The organism is Streptomyces sp. DG1A-41, assembly GCF_037055355.1.
Taxonomy (GTDB): domain Bacteria; phylum Actinomycetota; class Actinomycetes; order Streptomycetales; family Streptomycetaceae; genus Streptomyces.
Map to the genome: position 1 here is coordinate 2,308,707 of NZ_CP146350.1, position 25,217 is coordinate 2,333,923.

The window sequence follows — 25,217 nt, forward strand, 5'->3', positions numbered from 1 at the left end:
ACCACCATGCTTCCCCTCGACCGCCTCCGGGAGCTCCTGCGCGAGCTGGACGACCCCGACCCCGAACACCGGGAGCTGCCCCGGAATTACGACGTCCCGGCCGCCCGGCAGCGCTTTCGGCAGTTCGCCGACGCCGCGGAGCGGCGGTTCGGGCCGTCCGTGTCGGCCGGCATGGGACAGGACTCGAGTTTCCTCGGTGTCGTCTCGGTCCCTGGTGAGGCCACGGGGACGGGCCGGCCCCTGCAGATGGCGATCAGCAATTTTGGCCCCTTCGTCACCGCCAGAGCGGGCCTCCCGGGTCTGCCCGGCTGTGAGGAAGGCCTGGACGACGAGTTCGTGACCTGGCTCGACGAGCTGTGTACCGAACTCGGCTGCGTCTACGTGCCCATCGAACTGCTCATGGAGCCGTACGACGGACCAACTCCCCTGGGAGACGACGAGGCCGGCGAGGCGATTCTGGCGGCGCTGGCGGCCGCGTCCGCAGACGAGGAGGAAGAAGAGGAAGACGATCTTCCGCCAGCTTGGTACGACCGCTACTTCCAGTACATGTGAGGCATGGCCGGGCCACCCTCAGGGCGCGGTGTCCTCCACCAGGACCCGCGCCATCGTGCGTTCGGCGAGGGCCGTGATGGTCACGAAGGGATTGACCCCGATCGACCCGGGCACCAGCGAACCGTCGGTGACGTACAGCCTGGAGTAGCCCTTCACCCGCCCGTAGTCGTCCGTCGCCCGGCCCAGTACGCAGCCGCCCAGCGGGTGGTAGGTGAAGTCGTCGGCGAAGACCTTGCTCGACGAACCGAACAGGTCGTACCGGTAGATCGTGGCGTTCGCCCTGTTGATCCGGTCGAACAGTTTCTTCGCCATGCTCACCGACACGGCACTCTGCGCGGCGCTCCACCCGAGCCGCACGGCACCGGTCGCGGAGTCGTACGAGAAGGACGCCCGCTCGGGGTTCTTGGTGATCGCCAGATAGAGGCTGACCCAGTGCTCGAGCCCCACGGGCAGGGGCGCGATCTCGGCGAAGACGGGGTTGGCAGTGTTGGCCCAGTCGTCGATGCCCATGACCGGCATGGTCGACTGGTTCGCACCGACCGTGTCCCACACGTGGTTGGCCCGGCCGAGCATCACGTTGCCGTTGGTGCCCCAGCCGGCGCCGACGCCGGCGTCCAGGGCGGGGAGAGTGCCCGACTCCCGGGCGCGGACGAGGAGTTCGGTCGTACCGATGCTTCCGCCGCCGAGGAAGAGGTACGTGCAGCCGTACTCCTTGGTCTCGACGACGGTGCCGGTGTCGTCGATCCGCTGGGCGGTCAGTACGTACGTCCCGTCGGCCGCCCTGCTGATCGAGGTCACCCGCTCCATGGTGTGGAGGGTGACGTTCCCGGTGCCGAGCGCGGAGGCGAGGTACGTCTTGTCGAGGCTGAGCTTGCCGTGGTTGTTGCCGTAGATGACCTCGCCCGCGAGAGCCGACCTGGTGGCCGTGCCGGCCGCCTCGCGCTCCATGTGGCCGAAGTCGTAGACGTTGGGCACGAAGGTGGTCTTCAGGCCGGCGTTGGCCGCGTGTTCGCGGGAGATGCGGGTGAAGCGATACCACTCGGTCGACTCGAACCACGCGGGGTCGATGGTGTTGACGCCCAGCATGGAGCGGGCGCGTGGGAAGTAGGTGCTGTACATCTCCGCGGTGTCCACGGTCGGGAACTGCTCGGCGAAGTAGGAGCGGAGGGGGGTCACCGCCATGCCGCCGTTGACCAGGGAGCCGCCGCCGACGCCCCGTCCGACGTACACGGACATGTGGTCGTAGTGCACCCGGTCCAGGACCCCCGGGTAGGCGCTGATGTCCCGGTTGACCAGGTCGAGCCAGAGGAACGTGGCGAGCGGGGCCTCGGTGCGGGTGCGGAACCACATGGAGCGCTGGTCCGGGGCGCGGGTGGAGCAGAAGACCTTGCCGTCGGGGCCGGGGGTGTCCCAGAGGCGGCCCATCTCGAGGACGAGCGTGCGGATGCCGGCCTGGCCGAGGCGCAGGGCCGCCACGGCGCCGCCGTAGCCCGAACCGACGACGACGGCGGGCGCGTGGTCCACGGCGGCCGGTTCGGCTGCCGAGGCGGACTCAAGACCGACACGGGTGAGACCCGCCGCGGCTGCCGCCTGGAGGGCGGCCATGCCGACGATTTGACGCCTTGTCAGCTGACGCTGCATCAGTTTCACTGTCATGCGCGCAGCATGTGCGGATTTTTACGTTCCGCCTAGAGTGCGGGAACCTCGCTCACAGCAAAGCTTTCAGCTTGTCCGCCAGCAGGTCCCAGCGCCACTTCTCCTCCACCCACTCGCGCCCCCGCTCCCCCATCCTGCGGCGCAGTTCGGCGTCCGCGAGGAGCGTGACCACGCGGTCGGCCGCTTCCGCCGGGGAGCCGCCCCGGACCACCCAGCCCGTCTCGCCGTCCAGGACCGCGTCCGGCGCGCCGCCCGAGTCGCCGGCGACGACCGGAAGGCCCGTCGCGGAGGCCTCCAGGTAGACGATGCCGAGGCCCTCGACGTCCAGGCCGCCGCGGCGGGTCCGGCAGGGCATGGCGAAGACGTCGCCGGCGCCGTAGTGGGCGGGCAGCTCGGCCCAGGGCACCGGGCCGGTGAAGCGGACGGAGGCGGCGACACCCGTGTCGTGGGCCAGCCGCCGCAGGTCCCGCTCGTACGGCCCGCCCCCGACGATCAGCAGCACGGCGTCCGGCTCGGCCGCCAGGATCCGGGGCATGGCCTGGATCAGGATGTCCTGGCCCTTGCGCCGCACCAGCCGGGAGACGCACACCACCACGGGGCGGTCCGTCAGGCCGAGCCTCGCCCGGATCTCGTCGCCGCCCGATCCGGGGTGGAAGGTCTTCTCGTCGACGCCCGGCGGCAGCTGCGCCATCCGCGCGGCCGCCTGCGGGCTCAGCGCGCCGGCGATCCGGGAGCGCGTGTACTCGCCGAGGTAGGTGATCGTGTCCGTGGAGTCGCCGATCCGGCGCAGCAGCTGCCGGGCGGCGGGCAGTTGCGCCCAGCCGGCCTCGTGCCCGTGCGTGGTGGCCACCAGCCGTTCGGCACCCGCGCTCCGCAGCGCCGGCGCCATCAGGCCGAGGGGGGCCGCCGCCCCGAACCACACCGACGTGCACCCGTGCTCCCGCAGCAGCCCGACGGCCCGCCGGGTGACACCCGGAGTCGGCAGCAGCATGGTCGTACGGTCCCGTACGACGGTGAAGGGCTGCTCGGCGTCGAAGGCGGCGGTCGCCGCCACGCCCTCCCGGCTCCGCTTCCAGGTCGACGCGTAGACGACCAGCCGCTGCGGGTCCAGCCGCAGCGCCATGTTGTGCAGAAACGCCTGGATGCCGCCCGGCCGGGGCGGGAAGTCGTTGGTCACGATCAGGGTCTTGCGCACGCCGCCGACCCTACCGAACCGCCCCTCACGGCCGTACGCGCCGGCACGTGTGGCACGCTCACAGCTGTCGGGGACATCATGGCCTCCTCGACACGGCACGCGGACGGGCAGGGATCAGGTGAGGACGACGGGCGCGAGGCGGTCCCTGGCATGTCTGCTGGTGGCCTGGTGTCTCACGAGGCTGGTGCTGCTGCTGTTCGTGCTGAAGGTGTACGTCTTCCCGGGCCCGGACGTGACGAGCGACGTGTCCGTGATCTACCAGGGCTGGTACGACGTCCTGCGCAGCGGAACGTTCCCTCAGGACGACGTCACCTGGCAGTACCCGCCCGCCGCCGCCCTGGCGATCCTCTCCCCCGGCCTGCTGCCCTTCCTGCCCTACGCGACCGCGTTCTACGTGCTGGTCTGCGTCACCGACCTGGCCGTCCTGGCCCTGCTGGCGTACGCGGGCCGGCGCCCGGCAGGTCGCTGCGCGGCGCCTGGGTGTGGGTGGCGGGCGTGCCGCTGCTCGGCCCGACGGTGTACGCACGCTACGACGTGATGGTCACCGCGGTGGCCGTCGCGGCGCTGCTCGCGGGGGCCCGGTACCCCAGGGTGATGGGGGCGCTGGCCGCGTTCGGCGCGCTGCTGAAGGTCTGGCCGGCGATGCTCCTCCTGGCCGCGCGCCGACCCGCCTCCTGGGTGTCGGCCCTGGTGACCGGCATCGCGGTGACGGGCGTGTTCGCCCTGGCCATGCCGGGGGCGTTCGCCTTCCTGACCTTCCAGCGCGACCGGGGCACCGAGGTGGAGTCGCTGGGGGCGCTGGTCTTCCATGTCGCCCGGCACTTCGGCTGGCAGGGCGAGGTGCGGCTGAACTACGGCTCGATCGAGTTCCTCGGGCCGTACGTGAGCGAGGTGAGCACGGGCGCGCTGTTCCTGACGGGGGCGGCCTTCGGCTGGCTGGTGCTGTGGCGGCTGCTGGCCCGGCACTTCGAGGAGCACACGGTCGCCGACGCGGCCTTCGTGGCGGTGCTGATGTTCACCACCACCAGCCGGGTGATCAGCCCGCAGTACATGGTGTGGCTGGTCGGGCTGGCCGCGGTCTGCCTGTACTTCCCCGGGAGCCGGATGCGGCTGCCGGTCGGGCTCGTCCTGGTGGCGTGTTTCGTGACGGTGCTGGAGTTCCCGTTCTACTTCGCCAACGTGGTGGCCAGCGACGGCCTCGGACTGACCCTGCTGTTCCTGCGCAACGGCCTCCTGGTGGCCGCCACGCTGCTCGCGGCCCGTGCCCTGTGGCGGGCGACGGTGCCGCGCACGCCCCCCGCTCCCCTGCCCGCTCAGCCCACCCGCACCGACGAGACCCCGGTCTCCACCTGAGCCGAGCCCTGCCGGAACAACCCGCCCGCCAGCACACACTGCACCGCCGTCGCCACCGCCAGCGCGAGGCACACACCGGGCAGCCCGAGCCCCGTCAGGCCGCACGCGAGCGCCAGCTGGACCGCCGTCCCGAGCACCGTCACGCGCAGCAGCTTCGGGGCGTCCCCGCTGCCCTCGAAGACCCCGCCGAGCGCGATGAGGCAGGCCATCAGCAGCAGGTAAGGCCCGACGCAGCGCAGGAACAGCACGCCCTCGCGCGCGACTGCGGGTCCGGCGCCGAAGGCGGCCATGAGCCACGGGGCGGTGACGGCCAGCAGTACGGTCGCGGTGAGGCCTATTGCTGCGGAGACCAGCACGGCCTGCCGCCCGATCTCCCGCCGCACGTCCCTTCCCTCGCCGCGCGTGTGCGCGGTGTGGATGGACGCGGCCTGGCGGACGGCGTAGAAGGCCATGGTCGCCACGTACATGACCTTGTAGGCGATCGAGTACGCGGCCACCGCCGTCACGCCGAGCCGCGCCACGATCGCGACCAGGACCAGGGCGCCCGTCTGCCGCACGGTGAAGTCGGCGGACATGGGCAGGCCGGTCGTCAGGGTCCGGCGCAGGGAGACGACCAGGGACTCGGCCGGTGCCGCGCCGCGGGCTCTCCGCAGCAGTGCGGTGCGCCGGACCGCGACGAGCCCGGCCCCGAGCGCCACGGACCGGCACAGCACCGTGGAGGCGGCGGCGCCCTGGACGCCGCAGAGGTGGATGAAGAACGGGTCGAGGGCCAGGATCAGGCCGTTGGACAGCAGGGCGAGCCGCATCGGGGTTCTGGTGTCACCGGTGCCCTTGAGGATGCCGTCGACGAGTTGCTGGGCGAAGAAGACGGCCATGCCGGGCATGGAGAGCGTGAAGTAGGCGACGGCGAGCGGGAGGGCGGCACCGTCGGCCCCGCCCAGCACCAGCCGGGCCAGCGGTTCGCGTCCCAGGAGGCCACCCGCCACCACCAGCGGCGTCACCAGCGCCCACAGCACCCAGCCGCCGCGCACGGCCGCCCGTACGGCGGCGGGGTCGCGGGCGCCCCGGGCGTGTGCGACCAACACGGTCGTGCCGGAGCCGAAGACCAGGGCGATGCCGAGCAGCACGTTCTCCGTGGTGGTCGCCACGGCCACGGCGGCCACGGCCGGACCGCCCAGCCGGGCGACCCAGACGGTGTTGATGATCCCGGCGGCGACGGACGCCAGGAGCGAGAAGTAGACGGGGCGGGCGAGCTGGAGGAGTTGCGTGCGGTGGGCGTTCACGGTGGCTGTCCCCTGTCCCCCTGGATCCTGGTGAACCTCGATGCGAGCTAACTCGATTCGAGGTAGCTCGTTAAGAGGTAGCATGGGGTTCTACTCACCCGCAAGGAGGGCAGGATCATGCTGGAGCTGTCGATCCTGGGCTTCCTGGCCGAGGAGCCGCTGCACGGCTATGAGCTCAAGGAGCGGATCAAGGCGCTGACCGGCCATGTCCGGCCGGTGAGCGACGGCGCGCTCTATCCGGCGATCACGCGCCTGGTCGGGGCGGGCCTGCTCGACCAGCGCACCGAGCCGGGCGCGAGCGCGGCCCCCCGCCGGATCCTCGCCCTCACCGCCAACGGCCGCGAGGAACTGCTGGAGCGGCTGCGCCGTCCGAAGCAGACCGAGATCACCGACCACGTCCGCTTCAACACGGTCCTGGCGTTCCTGCGCCACCTGCCCGACCGGCACGAGCAGGCCGCGGTGCTGCGCCGCCGGCTGGACTTCCTTGAGACCCCGACGAGTTTCTTCTACGAGTCCGGCAAGCCGGTCCGCGCCGAGGAGACGGACGACCTGTTCCGCCAGGGCATGCTCCGGGTCGCCCGCGCGACGGGCGAGGCGGAACGGGCCTGGCTGCGGGAAGCCATCGCACTGCTCGAACAGCCGGATTGAGGCCGCGGGCGGTCAGGTCCGGCCAGAGCCAGACCACCCGAGCCGGACCTACGACGGCCGGGACCGCCACACCCCGATCAGCCCAGCCGGACCTACGACGGCCAGAACCACCACACCCCGATCAGCCGGGCCGAGCCTATCGCGATCCGGCCCAGTCACACCCCGACCGCCCGAGCCACCACGCTCCGATCAGCCAGCCCGGCCTACCGCGATCCCGCCCCACCACACCCCGACCAACCAGACCCGCGGCGGCCGGGGCCGGCCAGCCAAGATCAGCCGAGCCGGGCCCACCGCGGTCCGGCCGGCCACGGCACCGACGGCCGAGACGAGCCCGCGGGCCGCCCCACGCAGCCCGATCAACGCAGCTCAGCCCAGCTCAGCCCGCAGGTACTCCCGCCACTCCTCCGTGAAGGCCTCCGGTGTCGTCCCCAGCACCTCGCGCATCGCCTCCTCCACCGCCCCGGCCCGCTTCCGGTGCTCCCCGACGGCCCGGTAGAACTCGCCCAGCCGGGACTCGCCCCAGCGGTCGGCGATCAGCCGGCACGCCGTCCAGCCGCTCTCGTAGGCCCGGGCCAGGCGGCTCGCGTCGCCGGTGAAGCCGAAGTCCCCGTCGTCCGGGAGGGCGGACGGGATCTGGCCCTGGGTCACCGCGCGGGACAGTTCGGGGGCGGCCTCGGGCGGGGTGCGGCCGGCGGCCCGGTAGCCGACCCAGTCGGCGTAGCCCTCGGACAGCCAGAGCGGGGTGGCGGGGGTGGTGTGGGCGCGGGTGGCGACATGGGTGGTCTCGTGGGTGACGACGACCTGCTCGCCGACGGTGCCGAGGAGCGCGAACGCGTCCGGGTTGACGATGATGCGGTCCGCGCTCGCTCGCGCCGGTACTCCCGTCTCGCCGGTGGTGACCGCCGCGATCCCGCGGTAGGAGGAGGCCGGCGAGCCGAGCAGCGCCGCCATCCCCTCCAGTGACTTCGGTACGAGCAGGACGACGCGCCGGCCCCAGTTGGTGCCCCACGCCTCCGAGACGGCGGGCACCGCACGGTCGGCCAGCTCCGCGAAGCCGCGCAGCGACCGGCCGGACTGCCCGACGCCGAGAACGAGGCTGCGCTCGCCCCGGACGACCTGCACGACCCCCTGGTCCCACAGTTGCTGGGCGGACTTCCTCGCGGGCCGGTCGGCGTCGACGGACCACTGCCCGTCCGTGTCGCGGCTGAGCCGCAGGGTGCGGCCCGCGGTCACCGGGGCCCGGTCGTACCCCGCGACGCGGTAACGCAGTTCGGCGTCGGCGGTGGCCGTGTCGCCGGTGCGGTGCAGGCCGGTCACGCGGTACGACCAGTCGGCCAGGGGCAGCGCGCGCAGCTGGGCGAAGTCCGCCCCCGTGCCCGTGCGCGCGTAGGCCCGCTCGTCGTGGTCGAGGACCGCGGCGGCCCGCCGGTCGAGGAGCCGCTGGACGTCGGCCGTGGCGCTGTCGGCGGCGGGCGGGCCCCCGCATCCGGTCAGGAAGACGAGCAGCAGAACGAGCGCCACCACCGGGGACCCCGACCTTCGACCAGCCACGCCCCCGATCGTACGGGCGCCGGGCCTTGCCGGTCAGACCCTCGTGACCGACGAGACCGGCATCATCCCGACCGGGTCGTAGCGCACGGGTGCGCCGGGGTAGGGCGCGTGGATGACCTGGCCGTTGCCCATGTACATCCCGACATGGCTGGCGTCGGACCGGTAGACGACCAGGTCACCGGGGCGCGCCTCGGACAGCGGGACCTGCCGGCCGGCGTACCGCTGGGCCTGCGAGGTGCGCGGCAGGGAGACTCCGGCCTGCGCGTACGCCCACTGCATCAGGCCCGAGCAGTCGAAGCCGGAGGGGCCGTTGGCGCCCCAGATGTAGGGCTTGCCGAGCGCGCTGCGGGCGGCGGCGACGGCGGCGGCTCCGCGTCCCGAGGCGGCGGTGGCGCTGCCGAGGTCGAGGATGCCGTCGCGGCCGGAGCGGGAGGCCCGGTCGTAGGCGTCGCGCTCGGTGTCCGGAAGGGAGTTGAGCAGCCGCCGGGCTGTCGCGAGCTTCCGCTCGACGGCCTTCTTGTGGGCGGCGACGGCCTTGCGGCTCTCCTCCAGTTCGCGGAGCTTGCCCGCGGCCTCCTCGCGGTCCTGGGCGAGTTCGCGCATGGCCTCCTGAAGCTCCTTCAGCTCACCGGCCTGGTGGCCCGTGATGCGGTCCAGCCGGGAGGCCTTGTCGAGGTAGTCGTCCGGGTCGTCGGAGAACAGCAGGGCGAGGGACGGATCGATGCCGCCCGACCGGTACTGGGCGCCGGCGAGCGAACCGAGCGACTCCCGCATGGAGTTGATGCGCTGCTGCTGCCGGGCGACCCGCTCCCGGGCGATGCCGACCTCGTCACGCAGCTCGTCGGCGCGCTCGTCGGCCTCGTTGTAGGCCTCGGTCGCCTTCTCGGCCTGCGCGTAGAGGCGGTACACCTTGGCCCGGGTGTCGTCGTACGGTGCGGCCACGGCCGGTACCGCGCCCAGGGCGGCGGCCGTGACGGAAAGGAAGCTGACCGCGACACTGGCGCCCCGGTCGAACCCGGACGGTGCAAGGCGGCGATGGGACCCCACGGGAAGCCGCTCTCCTTCCGCTGGCGGACTAGGAAACGCGGCAGACAGTAGCCCCGCGACAGGGAGCCGCCAACGACCATCCGTGTGTATGCGGCACGACGCCCCGCCACTGACGCAGGTCACTGGCGGGGCGTGGGCTCAGTCGAGGCTGTCGCGATTCGCCCGAACGGCGGACACGGTGTCCTGATCTTGAAGACGCCGGGGGCTGTTGGGGGTCGCGGTGCGGAACGTCAGACGCGGACGCCGAACATGAACGGGCCGCCGATGGTGTCCATCGACTCGTAGCGGACGACCGTGCCGGTGCGCGGGGCGTGGATGATCTGCCCGTTGCCGGCGTAGAGGCCGACGTGGTGCAGGTCGTTGAAGAAGAAGACCAGGTCGCCGACCTTGAGCTGGCTGACCGAGTAGATCTTGGTGCCGATCTGGGACTGCGCCTCCGAGGTACGCGGGATCTGCACGCCGGCCGCGGCGTAGGCCCGGGAGGTGAGGCCGGAGCAGTCGTAGGAGCTCATGCCGGTGGCGCCGTAGACGTAGGGCTTGCCGAGCTGGCTCTGGGCGAAGGCGAAGGCCGCGGCGGCCCGGCCCGAGCTGGGCGGGACGTCGGCGGTGAGGGCGTCGCGCTCGCTGGCCCGGCTGGCGCGGCTCTGCTCGGCGGCGAGTGCCGCCTTCTCGGCGGCGGTGAGGCTGTTGAGCAGCTTCTGCGCGGAGGCGAGCTTGCCCTGGACTTCCTTCTTCTTCTTGCCGAGTTCGGCGCGGGTGGAGGCGAGGTCCTTGAGCTTCTCGGAGGCCTCGGCGCGCTCCTGGGCGAGTTCGCGCTGCTTCTCCTGGACCTTCTTCAGCGCCTCGACCTGCTGGCTGCTCAACTGGTCGAGCGTGGAGGCCTTGTCGAGGTAGTCGTCCGGGTTCGCGGAGAGGAAGAGCTGGACGGAGGGGTCGATGGAGCCGGTCCGGTACTGCGACGCGGCCGCGAGACCCAGGCTGTCGCGCAGCTCGTTGAGCTCCTCCTGGCCGCGGGCGACGTTGTCCTGGATGGTGGAGATCTCCTTCTGGAGCTTCTCCTGCTTCTCCTTGGCCCCGTTGTACTTCTCGGTGGCCTGCTCCGCCTCTTCGTAGAGCTTGTCGACCTTGGCCTTGACCTCGTCCTTGCTCGGCTTCTCGCTGGGGGCGGCGTTGGCGGCCTGCGAGCTGAAGGCGACGGCAGCGGCAGCGGCGGTGGTCAACACGGTCACACGTGCGCGGCTCGGCTGCTTGGGACGACGGTGGGACGCCACGGGTGAGAAGCTCCTTCTCGGCCCCTCCGCCGTCGCTCCCAGTGAGCGATCACCCGAGCGGAGGTTCGGGGCCTGACCCTAGTGACCTTCCTGTGATCAGTTCAAATCCTCAGATGAAAAATCGCGTCACGGTAGGCCAACTTTTCCCCTCGACTCACAGGCAGTAAGGCACACTTGACGCAACGTGGCACATATGTCCCATCAATTCGGGCATCGCGCCCGGACGTTACGCATCGCCCGTACGGTCCCTAAGCTCGCGAAAGGCGCTTCAGCAGCATCGCCGAGGCCACGGGCCGGGCGCCCGCGCGGGCCACACCGTCGGCGACCTCGCGGTCGGTGGAGGCCACGATGACCGGCCGGCCGGGCGGTTCGGCGCGCACCAGCTGGCGGATCAGCTCGTCGGCGGTGACGCCCGGCTTCGAGAACAGCACCCGTACCCCGCGCGGAGGCGCGAGCAGTACCGGCGCGGCCAGTTCGGCCCCGTCGAAGACGCACGTCACCTCGGCGCCGCTCTGCGCCGCCAGCTGCGAGAGCTGCCCCAGCAGCCTCAGGCGCTGCTTCTCCAGCGGCATCTGCGGATAGCCGGTCTTGGTGACGTTGTAGCCGTCGACGACCAGGTGGGCCTGCGGCAGCGCCAGCAGCTGGTCCAGGACCTGCGGGTCGTTCTCGGACAGGGCGCGGGCGGCGATGTCCTTGGGGCTCATCCGGCCCGGCTCGACGGCGTCCACGGTCTCGGCGGGCCGCACCGACACCGGCGGCAGGGCCAGCTCGCGCCGAAGCCCCTGCGTGGCGTCCAGCAGGGTGTCCAGCAGCAGCCGCACCCGCATGTCCTCGACGCTGCGGCCCTCGCGCGCCGCCCGGCGCGCCGCCTCCAGGGCGGCCTCGGTCTCGCCCAGCCGGGCCTTGAGCCGCCGGGTCTCGCTCTCGGCGGCGGACACCTGGGCCTGCCCCTCGGCGCGGACGGCCTCGATCTCACCGTGCGCCTTGCGCAGGGCGGCCTCGCCGCGCTTGACGTCGCTGAGGGCGGCGCGGAGCTTGCGGTGCAACGACTCGGCTTCCTTCTTGGCCGATTCCAGCTCCGTGCGCAGCCGCTCCGTCTCGGCCCTGGTGTGATCACGGGCCCGGGCCAGCTCGGCGCGCAGCCGCTCCAGCTCGGCGCGGTTCTCCTCGTCGGCCCGCTCGGCGTCGGCCCGCTGGGCCTCCTCGCCGGCGGCGGTCACGAGCTTCACCCAGCCGGGCGGCCGCAGTACGTAGGCCGCGGCCGCCACGTCGAGCGGGTCCGCGGCCGGGGGCGGGGAGCCTGAGTCGAGGGCGCCGGTCAGTTCCGACTGGGCCTCTCTGAGCTTCTCCCCGATGCGCTGGCGGAACAGCGGGTCGGTCTCCAGCGCCGCGGCCATGGCGTTGCCGGCGAACTTGGCCCGGCGATTCGGGGCGAACCGGGCGTACTGCCTGAGCTGCGCCGGCAGCTCGCCGACCGTCAGCGAACCGAAGCCGTCGGAGACGATCTGGACGACCCTGCGGCGCACGCCGTCGGGCAGCGGACGGTCGAGCACCTCGGCGGCGCCGTCGCCCGGCCCCCCGCCCGTGGTCTCCGCCATCCGTCACACCCCAATGCTGTGCGGGTCCCGCTCCCCTCAGGAGCCGGCACCCGGCCTGTCCACGAGTTCCACCTGGTCCACCGCGTTGCACCACCGGCAGCGCACCGACTCGATGGTCTCACTGAGCACCTCGCGCTCCTCGACCTTCGGCTCTCCGGCCAGGTCGAGGTGGACGTACTCGACGACCTTCGACGAGCGGGTCACGTCGAACCTCGTGAGGTTGCCGCAGAGGGAGCAGCGCCACCGCGTCGAGGCGGTCGGCAGGGGAACCGTCATCGTGGCCTGTTCTCTTTCCTTCTAGTGTCCGTGACGCCACCGGCATCCCCGGTGCGTGTGGCTCGTAACCCTACGGCCTGGCGAGTCCTCGCCGCCCGCGCGCCCACGGCGGCGAGGCGGTCTGTGCGGTTGCGTCCGGTTACGTCATGCTCTGTGTTCATGATCAGCAAGTGGAGTGCGCCGATCGTCCGGGCCGGCAGATCGGTCCGGGGGTCGTCGGCGCCGGTGACGTACTCACTGATCGCTCTGTGCTGCGCGGTCTTCCTCGCCGGCCCCGCCTCGGGCCTCAGTCCGGCCTACGGCACGGGCGACGACCTGCTCGCCGCGCAACGGGCCTATTTCCGGCGCTGGGGCGTGATCCCCGCAGAACTTTTCGAGGGGTCCGCCGGATCGGCCCTCACCCCCGCGACGGCCCTCTTCGTCCACGGCAGCTGGGTGCACCTGCTCGGCAACATGCTCTTCCTCTACGTCTTCGGGGCGATGACCGAGGAGCGGATGGGCCGGGTGCAGTTCACCCTGTTCTACGTCGGCTGCGGCTATCTGGCCCTGCTGGGCTACGCCGCAGCCAACGCGGACTCCGAGCAGTCCCTGGTCGGTGCCTCGGGGGCGATCTCGGCGGTCCTCGGTGCGTTCCTGTATCTGTTCCCCCGGGCCAGGGTGACCAGTCTCCTGCCGTTCCTCTTCTTCCTGCCGGTGCGCTTCCCGGCCTGGGTCGTGCTGCCGTTCTGGGCGGCGCTCCAGTGGCTGGCGGCGGGGCGGGCCTCGGACGGGCCGGGCGTGGCCTACCTCGCCCACCTGATCGGATTCGGGCTCGGCTTCGGCTATGCGTCGGTCCGCTACGGCCGTCCCACCAGCCCTACTAGAGTGAAGGCCGCCCCTGCTCCGGCCCCCGAGGGAGAGAACCAGCCGTGATCACCGCGATCGTCCTCATCAAGACCAGCGTGGACCGGATCCCCGAGATCGCGGAGTCGATCGCCGCGCTGGACAACGTCAGCGAGGTCTTCTCCGTCACCGGCACCTACGACCTCATCGCGATGGTCCGGGTGAAGGAGCACGAGGACCTGGCGGAGGTCATCCCCGGCCGGATCAGCAAGATCCCCGGCGTGGAGGGGACCGACACGCACGTGGCGTTCCGTACCTACTCGCAGCACGACCTGGAGGCGGCGTTCTCGATCGGGCTGGACAACTGAGGAACCGCCCCTGATCACGGACCCGGGACCCCGGATGAAGAGTTCTTCATCCGGGATTCATCATCGGCTCCGGGTTCCGGCCGCAGGATCGGGCACATGGCTTTCTCCCGTCGTATGGCGGCCCTGTCCGCGGTCGTGGTGATCCCGCTGGGCATCGCCGCGACCAGCTACGCCCTCTCGGACAGTCCCGAGTCGCCCAAGGTCCCGTCCCAGCAGGTGGAGCTGGACAACAGCTCGCCCACGCCCACCTCCACGCTCACACCCCCCGCGAAGCCCACGCCGGGCGACAAGGCCGTCTCGCGGCCTCCGGTGACCGACAGCTCAGCGAGTGACGATGACGACGACGACCGCAGCCGGGGCACCGGAGACGACGGACCGGGCGACGACGACGGCGCCGGCTCTGACAACTGACGCCGGCCGCCGGCGCGTCTCCGCCCGGGTCCGCATCCTGCTCTGGCTGCTGCTCGTGATGGCGGTCGCGCTCGCCTCCGTCGCCATGACCACCCGCTCGTTCCTGCTGCGGGACGTCGACAACCGGATCAACCGCCTGCTCACCCAGGAGACCGGCGAGTTCGCCAACTTCGAGGAGCAGGGCGGGGATCCGCGGACAGGCCGGCCGTTCACCGACGCGGACCGGCTGTTGACGGTGTTCCTGGAACGGCAGAACCCCGACGCGGACGAGGAGCTGATCGGCCTGGTGACCAGGACCGACGGCAGACTCCGGCCGCTCCGTCAGCAGCACGACGTGCCCGGCGCCCTGCCCCTGGACCGGGACGTCGACGCCCTGCGCCGCATCTACGATTCGCCCGCGCCCTCCGGTGTGCTGCACCGGCCGGAGGGCGAGATCCGCTGGGCCAAGGTCACCGTGGCCCAGCAGGGCCGGGAGCCGGACGCCGCGTTCGTCGTCGCCTTCCATCCGGAGCGCGAGCAGGCCCGCGTGAACAACATGTTCCGCACGCTGCTCGTCATCTCCGGGGTCGCCCTGCTGCTGACCGTCGGCATAGCCTGGGCGGTCGCCGGGCGGATCCTCAGACCCGTGCGCGTGGTGCGCACGGCGGCCGCACAGCTCACCGAGCAGGACCTCACCCAACGGATCCCGGTACACGGCAACGACGACATAGCGGCTCTCGCCGAGACGTTCAACGGCATGCTCGACCGGCTGGAGCGGGCCTTCGCCGCCCAGCGCGAGTTCGTCGACGACGCGGGCCACGAGTTGCGCACGCCCATCACCATCGTGCGCGGCCATCTGGAACTGATGGGCGACGACCCGGCCGAACGCGAGGAGACCATCCGGCTGGTGACCGACGAGCTGGACCGGATGAGCCGCATCGTCGAGGACCTGCTGCTGCTCGCCAAAACCGAACGCCCCGACTTCGTCTCCCCCGAGCCGGTCCAGGTCGCCGAACTCACCGCCGACGTCTACGTCAAGGCCCGCACGCTCGGCGAACGCGACTGGCAGCTCGCCGAGGTCGCCGACCTGGAGGCCGAGCTGGATCCGCAGCGGATCACCCAGGCCATGGTGCAGCTCGCGCAGAACGCCGTACAGCACACCACGCCCGGCCAGACCATCCGCATCGGCTCCCGCACCGACGGCCCGCACCTGGAGCTGTACGTCGCCGACTCCGGACCCGGTGTGCAGCCCCAGGACACCGAGGTGATCTTCGAACGCTTCCGGCGCGGCACGGCCCGCCGCGGCGCCCGGGGCTCCGGCGCCGGACTCGGGCTGTCCATCGTCAAGGCGATCGCCGAGGGGCACCGGGGCCGGGTACGGCTCCACGACACACCAGGTGGCGGCGCCACCTTCGCCCTCGTTCTGCACGCACCCCGGGCACCGGAAGGGAACCCCACGTGAACCGCATCCTCATCGTCGAGGACGAGGAGCGCATCGCCTCCTTCGTGGAGAAGGGCCTGCGCTCCAACGGCTTCACCACGACCGTCGTCACCGACGGCGACGCGGGCTACGAGTACGCCCTGACCGGCGGCTTCGACCTCGTCGTCCTGGACATCGGACTGCCCGGCCGGGACGGCTTCACGATCCTGCGCGAGCTGCGCGAGGCGCGGGTGACGGTGCCGGTGATCGTGCTGACCGCGCGGGACTCGGTGCGGGACACGGTGGCCGGGCTGGAAGGCGGCGCCGACGACTGGATGACCAAGCCGTTCCGCTTCGAGGAGTTGCTGGCCCGGGTGCGGCTGAGGCTGCGGACGGCCGCGCGGGCGCCGGAGGTGACGGTGCTCAAATGCGGCTCCCTGAGCCTGGACCTGCGCACACGCCGGGCCCGCTCCGGGGAGCGGACCGTCGACCTGACGGCCCGTGAGTTCGTGCTGCTGGAACTGTTCCTGCGGCATCCCGGGCAGGTGCTGTCCCGGGAGCAGATCCTGTCCCATGTGTGGGGGTACGACTTCGACCCGGGATCCAACATCGTGGACGTGTACGTGCGGACGCTGCGCAAGAAGCTGGGGGCGGAGCGGGTGGAGACGGTACGCGGGATGGGATACCGGCTGCCCACCGGCTGAGGGCCCGGTGAAGGCCCGAGTGAAGGCCCGGGTGAACTTCCTTTCATCTTCGGCTCATCGACGACTCACCCCCCGGGCGAATCCTCGATGACGTGACGCTGAACCTCCGATCCACCACCGCCCTGTGCGCGGCACTGACCGTCTGCCTCCTGCTCGCGGTCCCCGGGAACTTCCCGGGACTCGGCGCCGACGCCCGTTTCACGCTCGCCGTGTTCGTCCTGGCGACCTGCGCCTGGATCGGGACGTCGATCGACGACACCTACATCGCGCTGGGCGCCGGGCTCGCGCTCACGGTGACCGGGGTGATCAGCAGCGACACCTTGTTCGGCACCCTCGGCGATGCCACGGTGTGGCTGCTGATCTGCGCGTTCGTGCTGGCGGCCGCGGTGAGCCGGACCGGGCTCGCCGGGCGGGCGGCGGTGTTCCTGGTCAGCGGGGCTCGCACGGTACGGCAGCTCGTGCACCTGACGACGGCGGCCCTGGTCGTCACGGCGTTCGCGGTGCCCGCGACCTCCGGCCGGGCCGCGCTCGCGCTGCCGGTGTTCCTCGCCCTCGCCAAGGTCCTCGCCGACCGGAAGCGGCTGGTCGTGATGCTTGCGCTGCTGTTCCCGACCGTGATCCTGCTGTCGGCGGTGGCGACCCTGATAGGCGCCGGCGCGCATCTGATCACCGTGTCGGTGCTGTGGGAGGCGACCGGGCAGCACATCGGCTTCACGGAGTGGCTGTTGCTGGGTCTGCCGCTGGCCGTGGCCTCCTCGCACCTGGCCGCCGAGCTGGTCCTGCTGACGACGACCCGGCGGGCGGACCGCCACGGCCCGGTCCACATCACCCCCGAGCAGATCCAGCAGCACAGCGAGCAGCCGGTGACCGGCCCCTGGAGCCAGGCCGAGAAGCACTGCGCCCTGCTCATGGCCACGGTGGTGCTGCTGTGGTGCAGCGAGCCGCTGCACCACGTGCCGCCCGCGCTGGTCGCGCTGATCGGCGCAGTCATCGCCTCCTCGCCCGCCCTCGGCACCGTACGTCTGAAGGACGCGCTGAAGACCGTGCCCTGGTCGCTGCTGCTGTTCATGGCGGCGACGATGGCGATGGGCGTCGCGCTCACCGACTCCGGAGCGGCCAAGTGGCTGGTTTCCGGGCTGCCGACAGGTGGGGCCCCGGTGGTGTTCCTGGCGGTCGTGATCGCGGTCAGCACGGCCGCCCACCTGGTCCTCCAGTCCCGCTCCGCCCGCTCCTCCGTCCTGGTCCCGCTCGTGGTGGCCGCCGCCGTCGGCGTCGGCGTCAATCCGGTCGCCGCCGCGCTCGCCTCCACCGCCGCCGCCGGCTTCTGCCACACGCTGCCCGCCTCCGCCAAGCCGGTCACGCTCTTCGCGCAGATCCCCGGCACCCCCACCTACACCCCGCGCGACCTGCTGCGGCTGTCCGCCTTCCTGGCCCCGCTGACCGCCGCGCTCGTGCTGCTCTTCGCCGTCGCGGTGTGGCCGCTGCTCGGCATCTCCGTCACCCGTTAAGGAGCCCCACCCATGCTGACCCGTGTCGTCGTAGCCCCCAGCGGCTTCAAGGAGTCCCTGTCCGCGGAGGCCGCCGCCGACGCCATCGCCGCGGGCGTACGCCGTGTCCTGCCCGACGCCGAGCTCGATCTCGTCCCGCTGGTGGACGGCGGCGAGGGCACGGCCGTCGCCCTGGCCGCCGCGACCGGAGGCCGGCTCGTCGCCGTGCCCGCCACCGGCCCGATCGGGGAGACCGTCGGCACCCACTTCGCCCTGCTGGGCTCCGGGGACACTGCGGTCGTGGAGATGGCGGCCGTCGCGGGCCTCTCCCTCGTCCCGCGCGACCTGCGCGACCCGGGCGCCACCACCACGTACGGCGTCGGCGAGCTGATCCGCTCCGCGCTCGACCGGGGCGTGCGGCGGATCCTCGTCGGCTGCGGCGACTCGGGCACCTCCGACGGCGGCGCGGGCGCGCTCCAGGCGCTCGGGGCCCGGCTGCTGGACGAGCAGGGCGAGGAACTGCCGCCCGGCGGACGCGAGTTGACGCGGCTGCACCGCGTCGACCCGCGGGGCCTGGACACCCGCCTCGCGGACGTGGAACTCCTCGTCGCCTGCAACCCGTACAACGTGCTGTGCGGCGAACGGGGCGTCGCCCGGGTCTTCGGCCCGCAGAAGGGCGCGACGCCCGAGCAGGTCGAACAGCTGTCGGCCGGGCTGGAGAACTGGGCCTTCGTCCTCACCCGCGACGTCGCCGTCCCGGACACCAACCTCCGGTACGGTCCCGGAACCGGGGCCTCCGGCGGCCTGGGCGCCGGCCTCGCCGCCCTGGGCGCCCGTCTCCTCCCCCGCTTCGACGTACTGCTGGACCACCTCGACCTGGACGCCCGGCTGGCCGGCGCGGACCTGGTGATCACCGCCGAGGGCGCCCTGGACCACCAGACGCCGCGCGGCAAGGTCCCCGCCGAGGTGGCCCGCCGCGCCAAGCTCCACGGCCGCCCGGTCCTGGCCCTGGCGGGCACGCTCGGCGAGGGCGCGCACGAGGTGCCCGGCGTGGACGCGTTCAGCGGCATCCTGCCGGCGCCGATGGCCCTGGCGGAGGCCCTGGTCCGGGCGAGCGAACTGCTCACGGACGCCACCGAGCGGGCCCTGCGGATGATCGTCCTCGGTACCCGGCTACCGGTGCTCCCCGGCGCGGCCGTTCAGACGGACGTACCCGCCGCCGTCGAGACGGAGGTGTCCGGCACGCAACGCCCGTCCTCCGTACGGTAGGTCCACCGCGCTCCGTCCGTCACGAGCTCCTTCACGGCCCGCACGAACCGCTCCACGTGCTCGTCCGGCGTGCCCGCGCCGAAGCTCACGCGGATGGCGTTGAGGGACTTCTCGCCGGGCGCGGCCTCCGGCGCCCCGCACTCGCCCTGCGTCTGCGGGTCGCTGCCGAGGAGCGTGCGCACCAGCGGGTGGGCGCAGAAGAGCCCGTCCCGCACGCCGATGCCGTACTCGGCGGAGAGGGCGGCGGCGAAGTGCGAGCTGTTCCAGCCCTCGACGACGAAGGAGAGCACACCGACGCGCGGCGCGTCGTTCCCGAAGAGGGACAGGAACCGCACCTGGGGGACGTCGGCGAGCCCTTCCCGCACCTTCCCGACCAGGTACTGCTCGCGGGCGACGAGCGTGTCGAAACCGGCCTCCGTCAGCGCCCTGCACGCGGAGGCGACGGCGTAGGCGCCGATGACGTTGGGCGATCCGGCCTCGTGACGGGCGGCGCTGTCGTGCCACTCCACGTCCACTCCCCCGTCCGCGCGCCGGGTGACCTTGCGGCTGGCGCCGCCGCCCGCGAGGTACGGCTCCGCTTCGCGCAGCCAGTCGGCCCGCCCGGCCAGCACGCCGGAGCCGAAGGGCGCGTAGAGCTTGTGCCCGGAGAAGGCGACCCAGTCGACGTCGAGGTCCCGGACGGACACGGGGTGGTGGGGGGCCAGCTGGGCGGCGTCGAGCACGATCCGGGCGTCGTGGGCGCGCGCGGCCGCCGCGAGCTCCCGTACGGGCCACAGCTCGCCGGTGACGTTCGAGGCGCCGGTGACGCAGACGAGGGCCGGGCCGTGGGAGTCCCGCTCGGCCAGGGCGCGCTCCAGGGTCTCCACGGCCTGGCGGGGGCTGCGCGGAGCGTCGAGGTAGGTGACGCGGGCGTCGCGCCAGGGCAGCAGCGAGGCGTGGTGCTCGGTCTCGAAGACGAAGACCTGGCAGCCGGCCGGGAGCGCGGCGGCGAGCAGGTTGAGGGAGTCGGTGGTGGACCGGGTGAAGACCACCTCGTCACCGTCCCGGCAGTCGAGGAACTCCGCGACCGTCCGGCGGGCGTTCTCGAACAGGTCGGTCGACAGCTGGGACAGGTACCCGGCACCGCGGTGGACGCTGCCGTAGTACGGCGCGTAGGCGGCGACGTCGTCCCAGACGCGCTGGAGCGCCGGGGCGCTGGCGGCGTAGTCGAGCGCGGCGTAGGTGACCTCACCGCCGGTGACGAGCGGAACGGTGACGTCCCGGCCCAGAACGGGCAGTGGGGCACAAACGGACGGGGCGGCGGCGACGGTGGAGACGGACATGGCGGAACTCCCGTGAGAGACAGGGGTGGAGAGAAAAAGGGTGTGCGGAGGCGGGGCTCTGCGGCCCTAGCGCATTCGCTTGCTCACGGAAGGCTCCTCGACGACCAGGACCCCTGGGATCGAGGGGTCCGCGCTTGCCGTAGACCTTGCTGACTACGGCCTGGTCTTCACCCGGGGCACCCCGCCACGGACGGAGGGTTGCCGGACAGCCTGCCGGGGCCTCATGACTGTCACTCATGACCTGGAAAGGAACGTACGAGAATGATCGAGGTCCCGCAACCCGCGTCCGGATTGCGGGACACCCCGCGCTAGGCGTTGCTCGCCGCCACCCACCGCTCCAGCGTCCGCTTGGCGGCCCCGGAGTCGATCGACTCGGCCGCCTTCGCCATGCCGGCGCGGATCTGCTCGGCCAGCGGACCCTGGCCGGGATCGAGGGCCACCAGGGCAGCCGCCGAGTTCAGCAGGACCGCGTCGCGCACCGGGCCCGTCTCGCCGTCCAGCAGGCGGCGGGCGACCTCCGCGTTGTAGGAGGCGTCCGCGCCGCGCAGGGCCTCCACGGGGACGAGATCGAGGCCCACGTCGCGTGGGTCGAACGCCTCCTCGGTCACCTTGCCGTCCCGGACGACCCACACCCGGGACGTAGCCGTGGTGGTCAGTTCGTCGAGGCCGTCATCGCCCCGGAAGACCAGGGACGAGTGGCCGCGCTCGGCGAAGACGCCCGCGACGATCGGCGCCATGCGCGGGTCCGCGACACCGACGGCCTGGGACCGCACCTTCGCGGGGTTGGTCAGCGGACCGAGGACGTTGAAGATCGTCCGGATGCCCAACTGGCCGCGCGCCGCACCCGCGTGCCGCATCGCCGGGTGGAACTTCGCCGCGAAGCAGAAGGTGATCCCGGCGTCCTCGGCGACCTGGGCCACCCGGTGCGTCGGCAGCTCCAGATTGACGCCGAGCTTCTCCAGCACGTCCGACGCCCCGGAGGCCGAGGACGCCGCGCGGTTGCCGTGCTTGACGACCTTCGCACCGGTACCGGCGATGACGATCGCCGACATCGTCGAGATGTTGACGGTCTTCGCCCCGTCGCCGCCCGTGCCGACGATGTCGACGGCCGGGCCCGGCACCTCGATCACGTTCGCGTGCTCGTACATCGCCCGGACGAATCCGGCGATCTCCTCGACGGTCTCACCCTTGGCCCGCAGCGCCACCACGAACCCGGCGATCTGCGCGTCCGTCGCCTCGCCGCGCATGATCAGGTCCATCGCCCACGCGGTGTCGTCGGCGGTCAGGTCCCGGCGGTCCAGCAGACCGTTCAACAGCAGGGGCCAGGAGCGGCCCGCCGCGGTGTCGCCTCCAGCGGGGGTCACAGCGCTCATAAGCCGCTCCAGGGTCAGGCGTCCCGCACTACGGGACGAGAGTCTCAACGGGGTCCACCCTATCCAGCCCCGGGGCACCACGAAGGGCCCCGTCCGAACACCGGACGGGGCCCTTTGCGTGGCGTGGCGAAGCAGTGATCAGTGGTGGCCGTGGCCGCTCGTGATCTCCCGGTACTCCTCGGCGGTCGGCTTCGGGATCTGGGCTCCCTCGCCGTAGTAGGACTCGCTGAGCTTGGCGCGCAGCTTCTCGGAGCCCTTCACCTTGCGCTCGACACCGTTCTCGTCGACCGTCGGGCCGATCTCGGCCGGCACGTACTGCTCGTGCGCCGTGAGCGTGTACATCTGCTCCTGGCTGAGCGGCTCGTGCACCTCGATGAACTCACCGTGCGGCAGGCGCTTGATGATGCCGGTCTCGCGGCCGTGCAGCACCTTCTCCTTGTCCCGGCGCTGGAGGCCGAGGCAGATGCGCTTGGTGATGATGAAGGCGATGACCGGCCCGGCGAAGAACCCGATCCGGACGAACCAGGTGACCGCGTTGATCGACAGGTGGAAGTGGGTGGCGACGATGTCGTTGCCACCGCCGATCAGCATGATCATGTAGCCGGTGACCCAGGCGACACCGAAGGCGGTGCGCGTCGGGGCGTTGCGCGGCCGGTCCAGGATGTGGTGTTCGCGCTTGTCCCCGGTGACCCACGACTCGATGAACGGGTAGAGGGCGATGATCCCGAGGAAGAGACCGAACAGCACCAGCGGGATGAACACGCCCAGGACGAGTGTGTGACCCCAGAAGTCGATCTCCCAGCCCGGCATCGCTCGGACGAGACCCTCGGCGAAGCCCATGTACCAGTCGGGCTGTGCACCCGTCGACACCTGGTCGGGGCGGTAGGGGCCCAGGACCCAGATGGGGTTGACGGTCGCGATGCCGGCGAGGGCCGCGATGACACCGAAGACCAGGAAGAAGAAGCCTCCGGCCTTGGCCATGTAGACCGGCAGCAGCGGCATGCCGACGACGTTCTTGTTGGTCCGGCCGGGACCCGCGAACTGCGTGTGCTTGTGGTAGAAGACCAGGATCAGGTGGCCGACCACGAGCCCGAGCATGATGCCGGGCAGCAGCAGGATGTGGATCGAGTAGAACCGGGCGACGAAGTCGGTGCCCGGGAACTCCCCGCCGAACAGGAACATCGAGATGTACGTGCCGACGATCGGCATGGACAGGATCGCGCCCTGGGTGAAGCGGACACCGGTGCCGGAGAGCAGGTCGTCCGGGAGCGAGTAGCCGGTGAAACCGGTGAACATGCCCAGGACGAACAGCAGGAAGCCGAACAGCCAGTTGATCTCACGCGGCTTGCGGAACGCGCCGGTGAAGAACACGCGCATCATGTGCACGAACATGCCGGCGAGGAAGATGATCGCCGCCCAGTGGTGGATCTGCCGGATGAGCAGACCGCCGCGGACGTCGAAGCTGATGTCCAGGGTGGAGGCGAACGCCTCCGACATCAGCTGCCCCTGGAGCGGGACGTAACTGCCGTGGTACTCCACCTCGTTCATCGACGGGTGGAAGAACAGCGTCAGGTACACACCCGTCAGGATGATGATGATGAAGCTGTAGAGGCAGATCTCACCGAGCATGAAGGACCAGTGGTCCGGGAAGATCTTGCGCATGTTGGCCTTGGCCAGGGAGTAGATCCCCAGGCGGCCGTCGGCCCAGTCGGCGACCCGCTCTCCGGCGGGCGCCTTGCGGCGTTCTTGTGCAGTGCTCATCCGCGCTCCCAGAAAGCAGGGCCGACGGGCTCTTCGAAGTCGCCGAGCGCCTCGAGGTAGCCCTCGTCGTTCACGGCGATGCGGAGCTGCGGCAGGGCGTGACCAGCGGGACCGAAGATCACTCGGGCACCGTCGGAGAGGTCGAAGGTGGACTGGTGGCAGGGGCAGAGCACGTGGTGCGTCTGCTGCTCGTACAGGGAGATCGGGCAACCGACGTGGGTGCAGATCTTCGAGTACGCGACGATGCCCTCGTGCGACCACTCGAGCTCGCGCTTGTCCTTGATGTTCTCCGGCTGGATCCGGACGATCATCAGGGCGGCCTTGGCGATCTCGTTCTGGAAATCGTGGTCGTGCTCCTCCAGGCCCTCGGGCTTGGCGAAGGTCAGCGAGCCGACCGCGACGTCCGACGGACGCAGCGGCTCGTTCGTGTTCATGTTGACGAGCAGCTTGCCCTTGGACCAGAGCGTGTGACGCAGCTTGTCCTCGGGCAGCGGGCCGAGGTCGCGCAGCAGCACGACGCCGGAGAGCGGCACCAGCGTGAGCGCGCCGAACATGGTGTTGCGGATCAGCTTGCGGCGGCCGAGCGCGGACTCCTTGGCGCCCTGCTTGAAGTCGGCGAAGACCTTCTCGCGGACCTCGGGCTCCGCCTCGATCGGGTGCCGCTCGTCGGCGATCTCCACGTCCGACATCAGGGTGCGGGCCCAGTGGACGGCGCCCGCGCCGATGCAGAACAGCGCGATGCCGAGCGTCATGCCCAGCGCGAAGTTCAGCGCGCTGATGTGGCCCAGCGGGAAGATGTAGACCGACTTGTCGACCGGGATCGCCACGAACGCGGCGATGAAGGCGATGGTGGCCAGCATCGACACCGTGAACATCAGGGCGACCGAGCGCTCGGACCGCTTGGCGGCCCGCTCGTCGACGTCCTGGATCCGGTGCTCGTGGGGAGGCAGGCCCGGGTCGGCGAACGGGTGCTCGTCCGCGGGGCTCAGCGCGCCGTGCCCGTCATGTCCTGCGGACTGCTCGGCAGGCAGGTTCTCTTCTGGAATGTCTTGGCTACTCATGACTTCTTGGCCTTTGCGGTCCGGGCGGCGACCCACACGGCGACGGCGATCAGCCCGCCGAGACCGAAGACCCAGCCGAACAGGCCCTCGCTGACCGGCCCGAGGCCGCCGAGCTCGAGGCCGCCGGGGCTCTCGGTCTTTTCGCTGTTGACCGCGTCGAGGTAAGCGATGATGTCCTTCTTGTTCTTCTCCGACAGCGTGGTGTCGGGGAAGGACGGCATGTTCTGCGGGCCGGTCTGCATGGCCTCGTAGATGTGCTTCGGGGCGACACCCTCGAGGGTCGGCGCGTACTTGCCGTGCGTCAGCGCACCGCCCTTGCCGGTGAAGTTGTGGCACTGCGCGCAGTTGGTGCGGAACAGCTCACCGCCCTTGGCGATGTCGGCACCCTGGGGGCCGTACTGCTCCTCCGTCGGGATGGCGGGACCGGCGCCCAGCGAGGCGATGTAGGCCGCGAGCTGGTCGATCTCGGCCTGGGTGTAGATGTTCTTCTTCTTGGGGACCTGCGGGCCCTGGGAGGTGGCGGCCGGCATACGGCCGGTGGCCACCTGGAAGTCCACGGCCGCGGCGCCCACACCCACCAGGCTCGGCCCGTCGGAGGTGCCCTGACCGCCGGTGCCGTGGCAACTGGCGCAGCCGACCGAGTAGAGCTTCTTGCCCTCCTCGATGGTGAGGGACTGGGCGGTTTCGTCGGCCTCAGCCTTGCTCGTGGGTGCGAACACGGCGTACAGCCCCCCGCTGAAGAGCAGCGCGAGGAGTAGGACGACGACCGCCGCCAACGGGTGGCGTCGTCGTGCGGAGAGCTTTTTCACG

22 protein-coding genes, 1 pseudogene and 1 riboswitch are annotated in these 25,217 nt (G+C 71.4%); of the genes and pseudogenes, 10 read left to right on the forward strand and 13 right to left on the reverse strand.

Annotated elements, in window-relative coordinates:
* Positions 1 to 6: 6 nt before the first annotated feature.
* Positions 7 to 552, forward strand: coding sequence for a hypothetical protein (locus V8690_RS10820; RefSeq protein ID WP_338777780.1), 546 nt, complete (start codon positions 7 to 9; stop codon positions 550 to 552).
* An 18-nt stretch (positions 553 to 570) separates the two neighbouring features.
* Here the strand turns inward: V8690_RS10820 and V8690_RS10825 are convergent, their stop codons facing one another.
* Both V8690_RS10825 and V8690_RS10830 read right to left on the reverse strand, forming a co-directional pair.
* Positions 571 to 2,157: a GMC oxidoreductase gene (locus tag V8690_RS10825; protein ID WP_338785315.1), complete on the reverse strand. Its 1,587-nt coding sequence runs from the start codon at positions 2,155 to 2,157 to the stop codon at positions 571 to 573.
* A gap of 103 nt (positions 2,158 to 2,260) precedes the next feature.
* Positions 2,261 to 3,403, reverse strand: coding sequence for a glycosyltransferase family 4 protein (locus V8690_RS10830; RefSeq protein WP_338777782.1), 1,143 nt, complete (start codon positions 3,401 to 3,403; stop codon positions 2,261 to 2,263).
* 118 nt (positions 3,404 to 3,521) lie between these two features.
* On the opposite strand from V8690_RS10830, the pseudogene V8690_RS10835 reads away from it, so the two are divergent.
* Positions 3,522 to 4,756, forward strand: a pseudogene (locus tag V8690_RS10835) (glycosyltransferase family 87 protein).
* Here V8690_RS10835 and V8690_RS10840 read toward each other — a convergent pair.
* A complete protein-coding gene (locus V8690_RS10840; RefSeq protein WP_338777784.1) occupies positions 4,717 to 6,039 on the reverse strand; it encodes an MATE family efflux transporter in 1,323 nt (440 codons plus the stop codon). The pseudogene V8690_RS10835 and the gene V8690_RS10840 overlap by 40 nt on opposite strands.
* Positions 6,040 to 6,156: 117 nt before the next feature.
* On the opposite strand from V8690_RS10840, the gene V8690_RS10845 reads away from it, so the two are divergent.
* Positions 6,157 to 6,687 carry a PadR family transcriptional regulator gene (locus tag V8690_RS10845; protein WP_338777786.1) on the forward strand — a complete coding sequence of 177 codons (531 nt, stop codon included), beginning with the start codon at positions 6,157 to 6,159 and terminating at the stop codon, positions 6,685 to 6,687.
* Positions 6,688 to 7,053: 366 nt separating this feature from the next.
* On the opposite strand, the gene V8690_RS10850 is transcribed toward V8690_RS10845, so the two are convergent.
* The 5 genes from V8690_RS10850 to V8690_RS10870 form a co-directional block, all read right to left on the reverse strand.
* Positions 7,054 to 8,238 (reverse strand): hypothetical protein, encoded by a 1,185-nt coding sequence (locus V8690_RS10850; protein WP_338777788.1) that lies wholly within the window; start codon positions 8,236 to 8,238, stop codon positions 7,054 to 7,056.
* Between the two features lie 33 nt (positions 8,239 to 8,271).
* Positions 8,272 to 9,285: an NlpC/P60 family protein gene (locus V8690_RS10855; RefSeq protein ID WP_338777790.1), complete on the reverse strand. Its 1,014-nt coding sequence runs from the start codon at positions 9,283 to 9,285 to the stop codon at positions 8,272 to 8,274.
* 230 nt (positions 9,286 to 9,515) lie between these two features.
* Positions 9,516 to 10,556: an NlpC/P60 family protein gene (locus V8690_RS10860; RefSeq protein ID WP_338777792.1), complete on the reverse strand. Its 1,041-nt coding sequence runs from the start codon at positions 10,554 to 10,556 to the stop codon at positions 9,516 to 9,518.
* 248 nt (positions 10,557 to 10,804) lie between these two features.
* Positions 10,805 to 12,154, reverse strand: coding sequence for an NYN domain-containing protein (locus V8690_RS10865; protein ID WP_338777794.1), 1,350 nt, complete (start codon positions 12,152 to 12,154; stop codon positions 10,805 to 10,807).
* 36 nt (positions 12,155 to 12,190) lie between these two features.
* Entirely contained in the window at positions 12,191 to 12,430 is a 240-nt protein-coding gene (locus V8690_RS10870) for a hypothetical protein (protein WP_338777796.1), read from the reverse strand.
* Positions 12,431 to 12,589: 159 nt separating this feature from the next.
* On the opposite strand from V8690_RS10870, the gene V8690_RS10875 reads away from it, so the two are divergent.
* The 7 genes from V8690_RS10875 to V8690_RS10905 all read left to right on the forward strand — a co-directional run bounded on the left by V8690_RS10875 (position 12,590) and on the right by V8690_RS10905 (position 18,890).
* Positions 12,590 to 13,342: a rhomboid family intramembrane serine protease gene (locus V8690_RS10875; RefSeq protein WP_338777797.1), complete on the forward strand. Its 753-nt coding sequence runs from the start codon at positions 12,590 to 12,592 to the stop codon at positions 13,340 to 13,342.
* Complete coding sequence (locus tag V8690_RS10880) at positions 13,339 to 13,620, forward strand: Lrp/AsnC ligand binding domain-containing protein (protein WP_274815696.1); 282 nt, start codon at positions 13,339 to 13,341, stop codon at positions 13,618 to 13,620. The genes V8690_RS10875 and V8690_RS10880 overlap by 4 nt, the downstream gene beginning before the upstream one ends.
* Before the next feature lie 96 nt (positions 13,621 to 13,716).
* Positions 13,717 to 14,031, forward strand: a complete 315-nt coding sequence (locus tag V8690_RS10885; RefSeq protein ID WP_338777803.1) for a small secreted hydrophilic protein — start codon at positions 13,717 to 13,719, stop codon at positions 14,029 to 14,031.
* A complete protein-coding gene (locus tag V8690_RS10890) occupies positions 13,955 to 15,472 on the forward strand; it encodes an ATP-binding protein (protein WP_338777804.1) in 1,518 nt (505 codons plus the stop codon). Before V8690_RS10885 ends, V8690_RS10890 begins: the two co-directional genes overlap by 77 nt.
* Positions 15,469 to 16,134, forward strand: coding sequence for a response regulator transcription factor (locus V8690_RS10895; protein WP_338777807.1), 666 nt, complete (start codon positions 15,469 to 15,471; stop codon positions 16,132 to 16,134). The genes V8690_RS10890 and V8690_RS10895 overlap by 4 nt, the downstream gene beginning before the upstream one ends.
* 92 nt (positions 16,135 to 16,226) lie before the next feature.
* Complete coding sequence (locus V8690_RS10900; protein ID WP_338777809.1) at positions 16,227 to 17,642, forward strand: SLC13 family permease; 1,416 nt, start codon at positions 16,227 to 16,229, stop codon at positions 17,640 to 17,642.
* 12 nt (positions 17,643 to 17,654) lie between these two features.
* Complete coding sequence (locus V8690_RS10905) at positions 17,655 to 18,890, forward strand: glycerate kinase (protein ID WP_338777811.1); 1,236 nt, start codon at positions 17,655 to 17,657, stop codon at positions 18,888 to 18,890.
* Here V8690_RS10905 and V8690_RS10910 read toward each other — a convergent pair.
* The 5 genes from V8690_RS10910 to V8690_RS10930 all read right to left on the reverse strand — a co-directional run bounded on the left by V8690_RS10910 (position 18,821) and on the right by V8690_RS10930 (position 25,216).
* Complete coding sequence (locus V8690_RS10910) at positions 18,821 to 20,212, reverse strand: aminotransferase class V-fold PLP-dependent enzyme (protein ID WP_338777813.1); 1,392 nt, start codon at positions 20,210 to 20,212, stop codon at positions 18,821 to 18,823. The two genes, V8690_RS10905 and V8690_RS10910, sit on opposite strands and share 70 nt — an antisense overlap.
* 125 nt (positions 20,213 to 20,337) lie before the next feature.
* Positions 20,338 to 20,454, reverse strand: a riboswitch (SAM riboswitch).
* Between the two features lie 66 nt (positions 20,455 to 20,520).
* Positions 20,521 to 21,585, reverse strand: a complete 1,065-nt coding sequence (gene trpD, locus V8690_RS10915) for an anthranilate phosphoribosyltransferase (protein ID WP_338777815.1) — start codon at positions 21,583 to 21,585, stop codon at positions 20,521 to 20,523.
* A 138-nt stretch (positions 21,586 to 21,723) separates the two neighbouring features.
* Positions 21,724 to 23,346, reverse strand: coding sequence for a cytochrome bc complex cytochrome b subunit (locus V8690_RS10920; RefSeq protein ID WP_338777817.1), 1,623 nt, complete (start codon positions 23,344 to 23,346; stop codon positions 21,724 to 21,726).
* Positions 23,343 to 24,407 (reverse strand): Rieske 2Fe-2S domain-containing protein, encoded by a 1,065-nt coding sequence (locus V8690_RS10925; RefSeq protein ID WP_338777819.1) that lies wholly within the window; start codon positions 24,405 to 24,407, stop codon positions 23,343 to 23,345. The genes V8690_RS10920 and V8690_RS10925 overlap by 4 nt, the downstream gene beginning before the upstream one ends.
* A complete protein-coding gene (locus tag V8690_RS10930) occupies positions 24,404 to 25,216 on the reverse strand; it encodes a c-type cytochrome (protein ID WP_338777821.1) in 813 nt (270 codons plus the stop codon). Before V8690_RS10930 ends, V8690_RS10925 begins: the two co-directional genes overlap by 4 nt.
* Position 25,217 lies beyond the last annotated feature (1 nt).

Coding starts and splice junctions, on each gene's coding strand:
- V8690_RS10845 (WP_338777786.1), top strand. CDS start 6,157: ATGCTGGAGCTGTCGATCCTGGGCTTCCTGGCCGAGGAGCCGCTGCAC.
- trpD (WP_338777815.1), bottom strand. CDS start 21,585: ATGAGCGCTGTGACCCCCGCTGGAGGCGACACCGCGGCGGGCCGCTCC.
- V8690_RS10885 (WP_338777803.1), top strand. CDS start 13,717: ATGGCTTTCTCCCGTCGTATGGCGGCCCTGTCCGCGGTCGTGGTGATC.
- V8690_RS10870 (WP_338777796.1), bottom strand. CDS start 12,430: ATGACGGTTCCCCTGCCGACCGCCTCGACGCGGTGGCGCTGCTCCCTC.
- V8690_RS10820 (WP_338777780.1), top strand. CDS start 7: ATGCTTCCCCTCGACCGCCTCCGGGAGCTCCTGCGCGAGCTGGACGAC.
- V8690_RS10825 (WP_338785315.1), bottom strand. CDS start 2,157: ATGGCCGCCCTCCAGGCGGCAGCCGCGGCGGGTCTCACCCGTGTCGGT.
- V8690_RS10875 (WP_338777797.1), top strand. CDS start 12,590: ATGATCAGCAAGTGGAGTGCGCCGATCGTCCGGGCCGGCAGATCGGTC.
- V8690_RS10865 (WP_338777794.1), bottom strand. CDS start 12,154: ATGGCGGAGACCACGGGCGGGGGGCCGGGCGACGGCGCCGCCGAGGTG.
- V8690_RS10920 (WP_338777817.1), bottom strand. CDS start 23,346: ATGAGCACTGCACAAGAACGCCGCAAGGCGCCCGCCGGAGAGCGGGTC.
- V8690_RS10890 (WP_338777804.1), top strand. CDS start 13,955: ATGACGACGACGACCGCAGCCGGGGCACCGGAGACGACGGACCGGGCG.
- V8690_RS10925 (WP_338777819.1), bottom strand. CDS start 24,407: ATGAGTAGCCAAGACATTCCAGAAGAGAACCTGCCTGCCGAGCAGTCC.
- V8690_RS10905 (WP_338777811.1), top strand. CDS start 17,655: ATGCTGACCCGTGTCGTCGTAGCCCCCAGCGGCTTCAAGGAGTCCCTG.
- V8690_RS10910 (WP_338777813.1), bottom strand. CDS start 20,212: ATGTCCGTCTCCACCGTCGCCGCCGCCCCGTCCGTTTGTGCCCCACTG.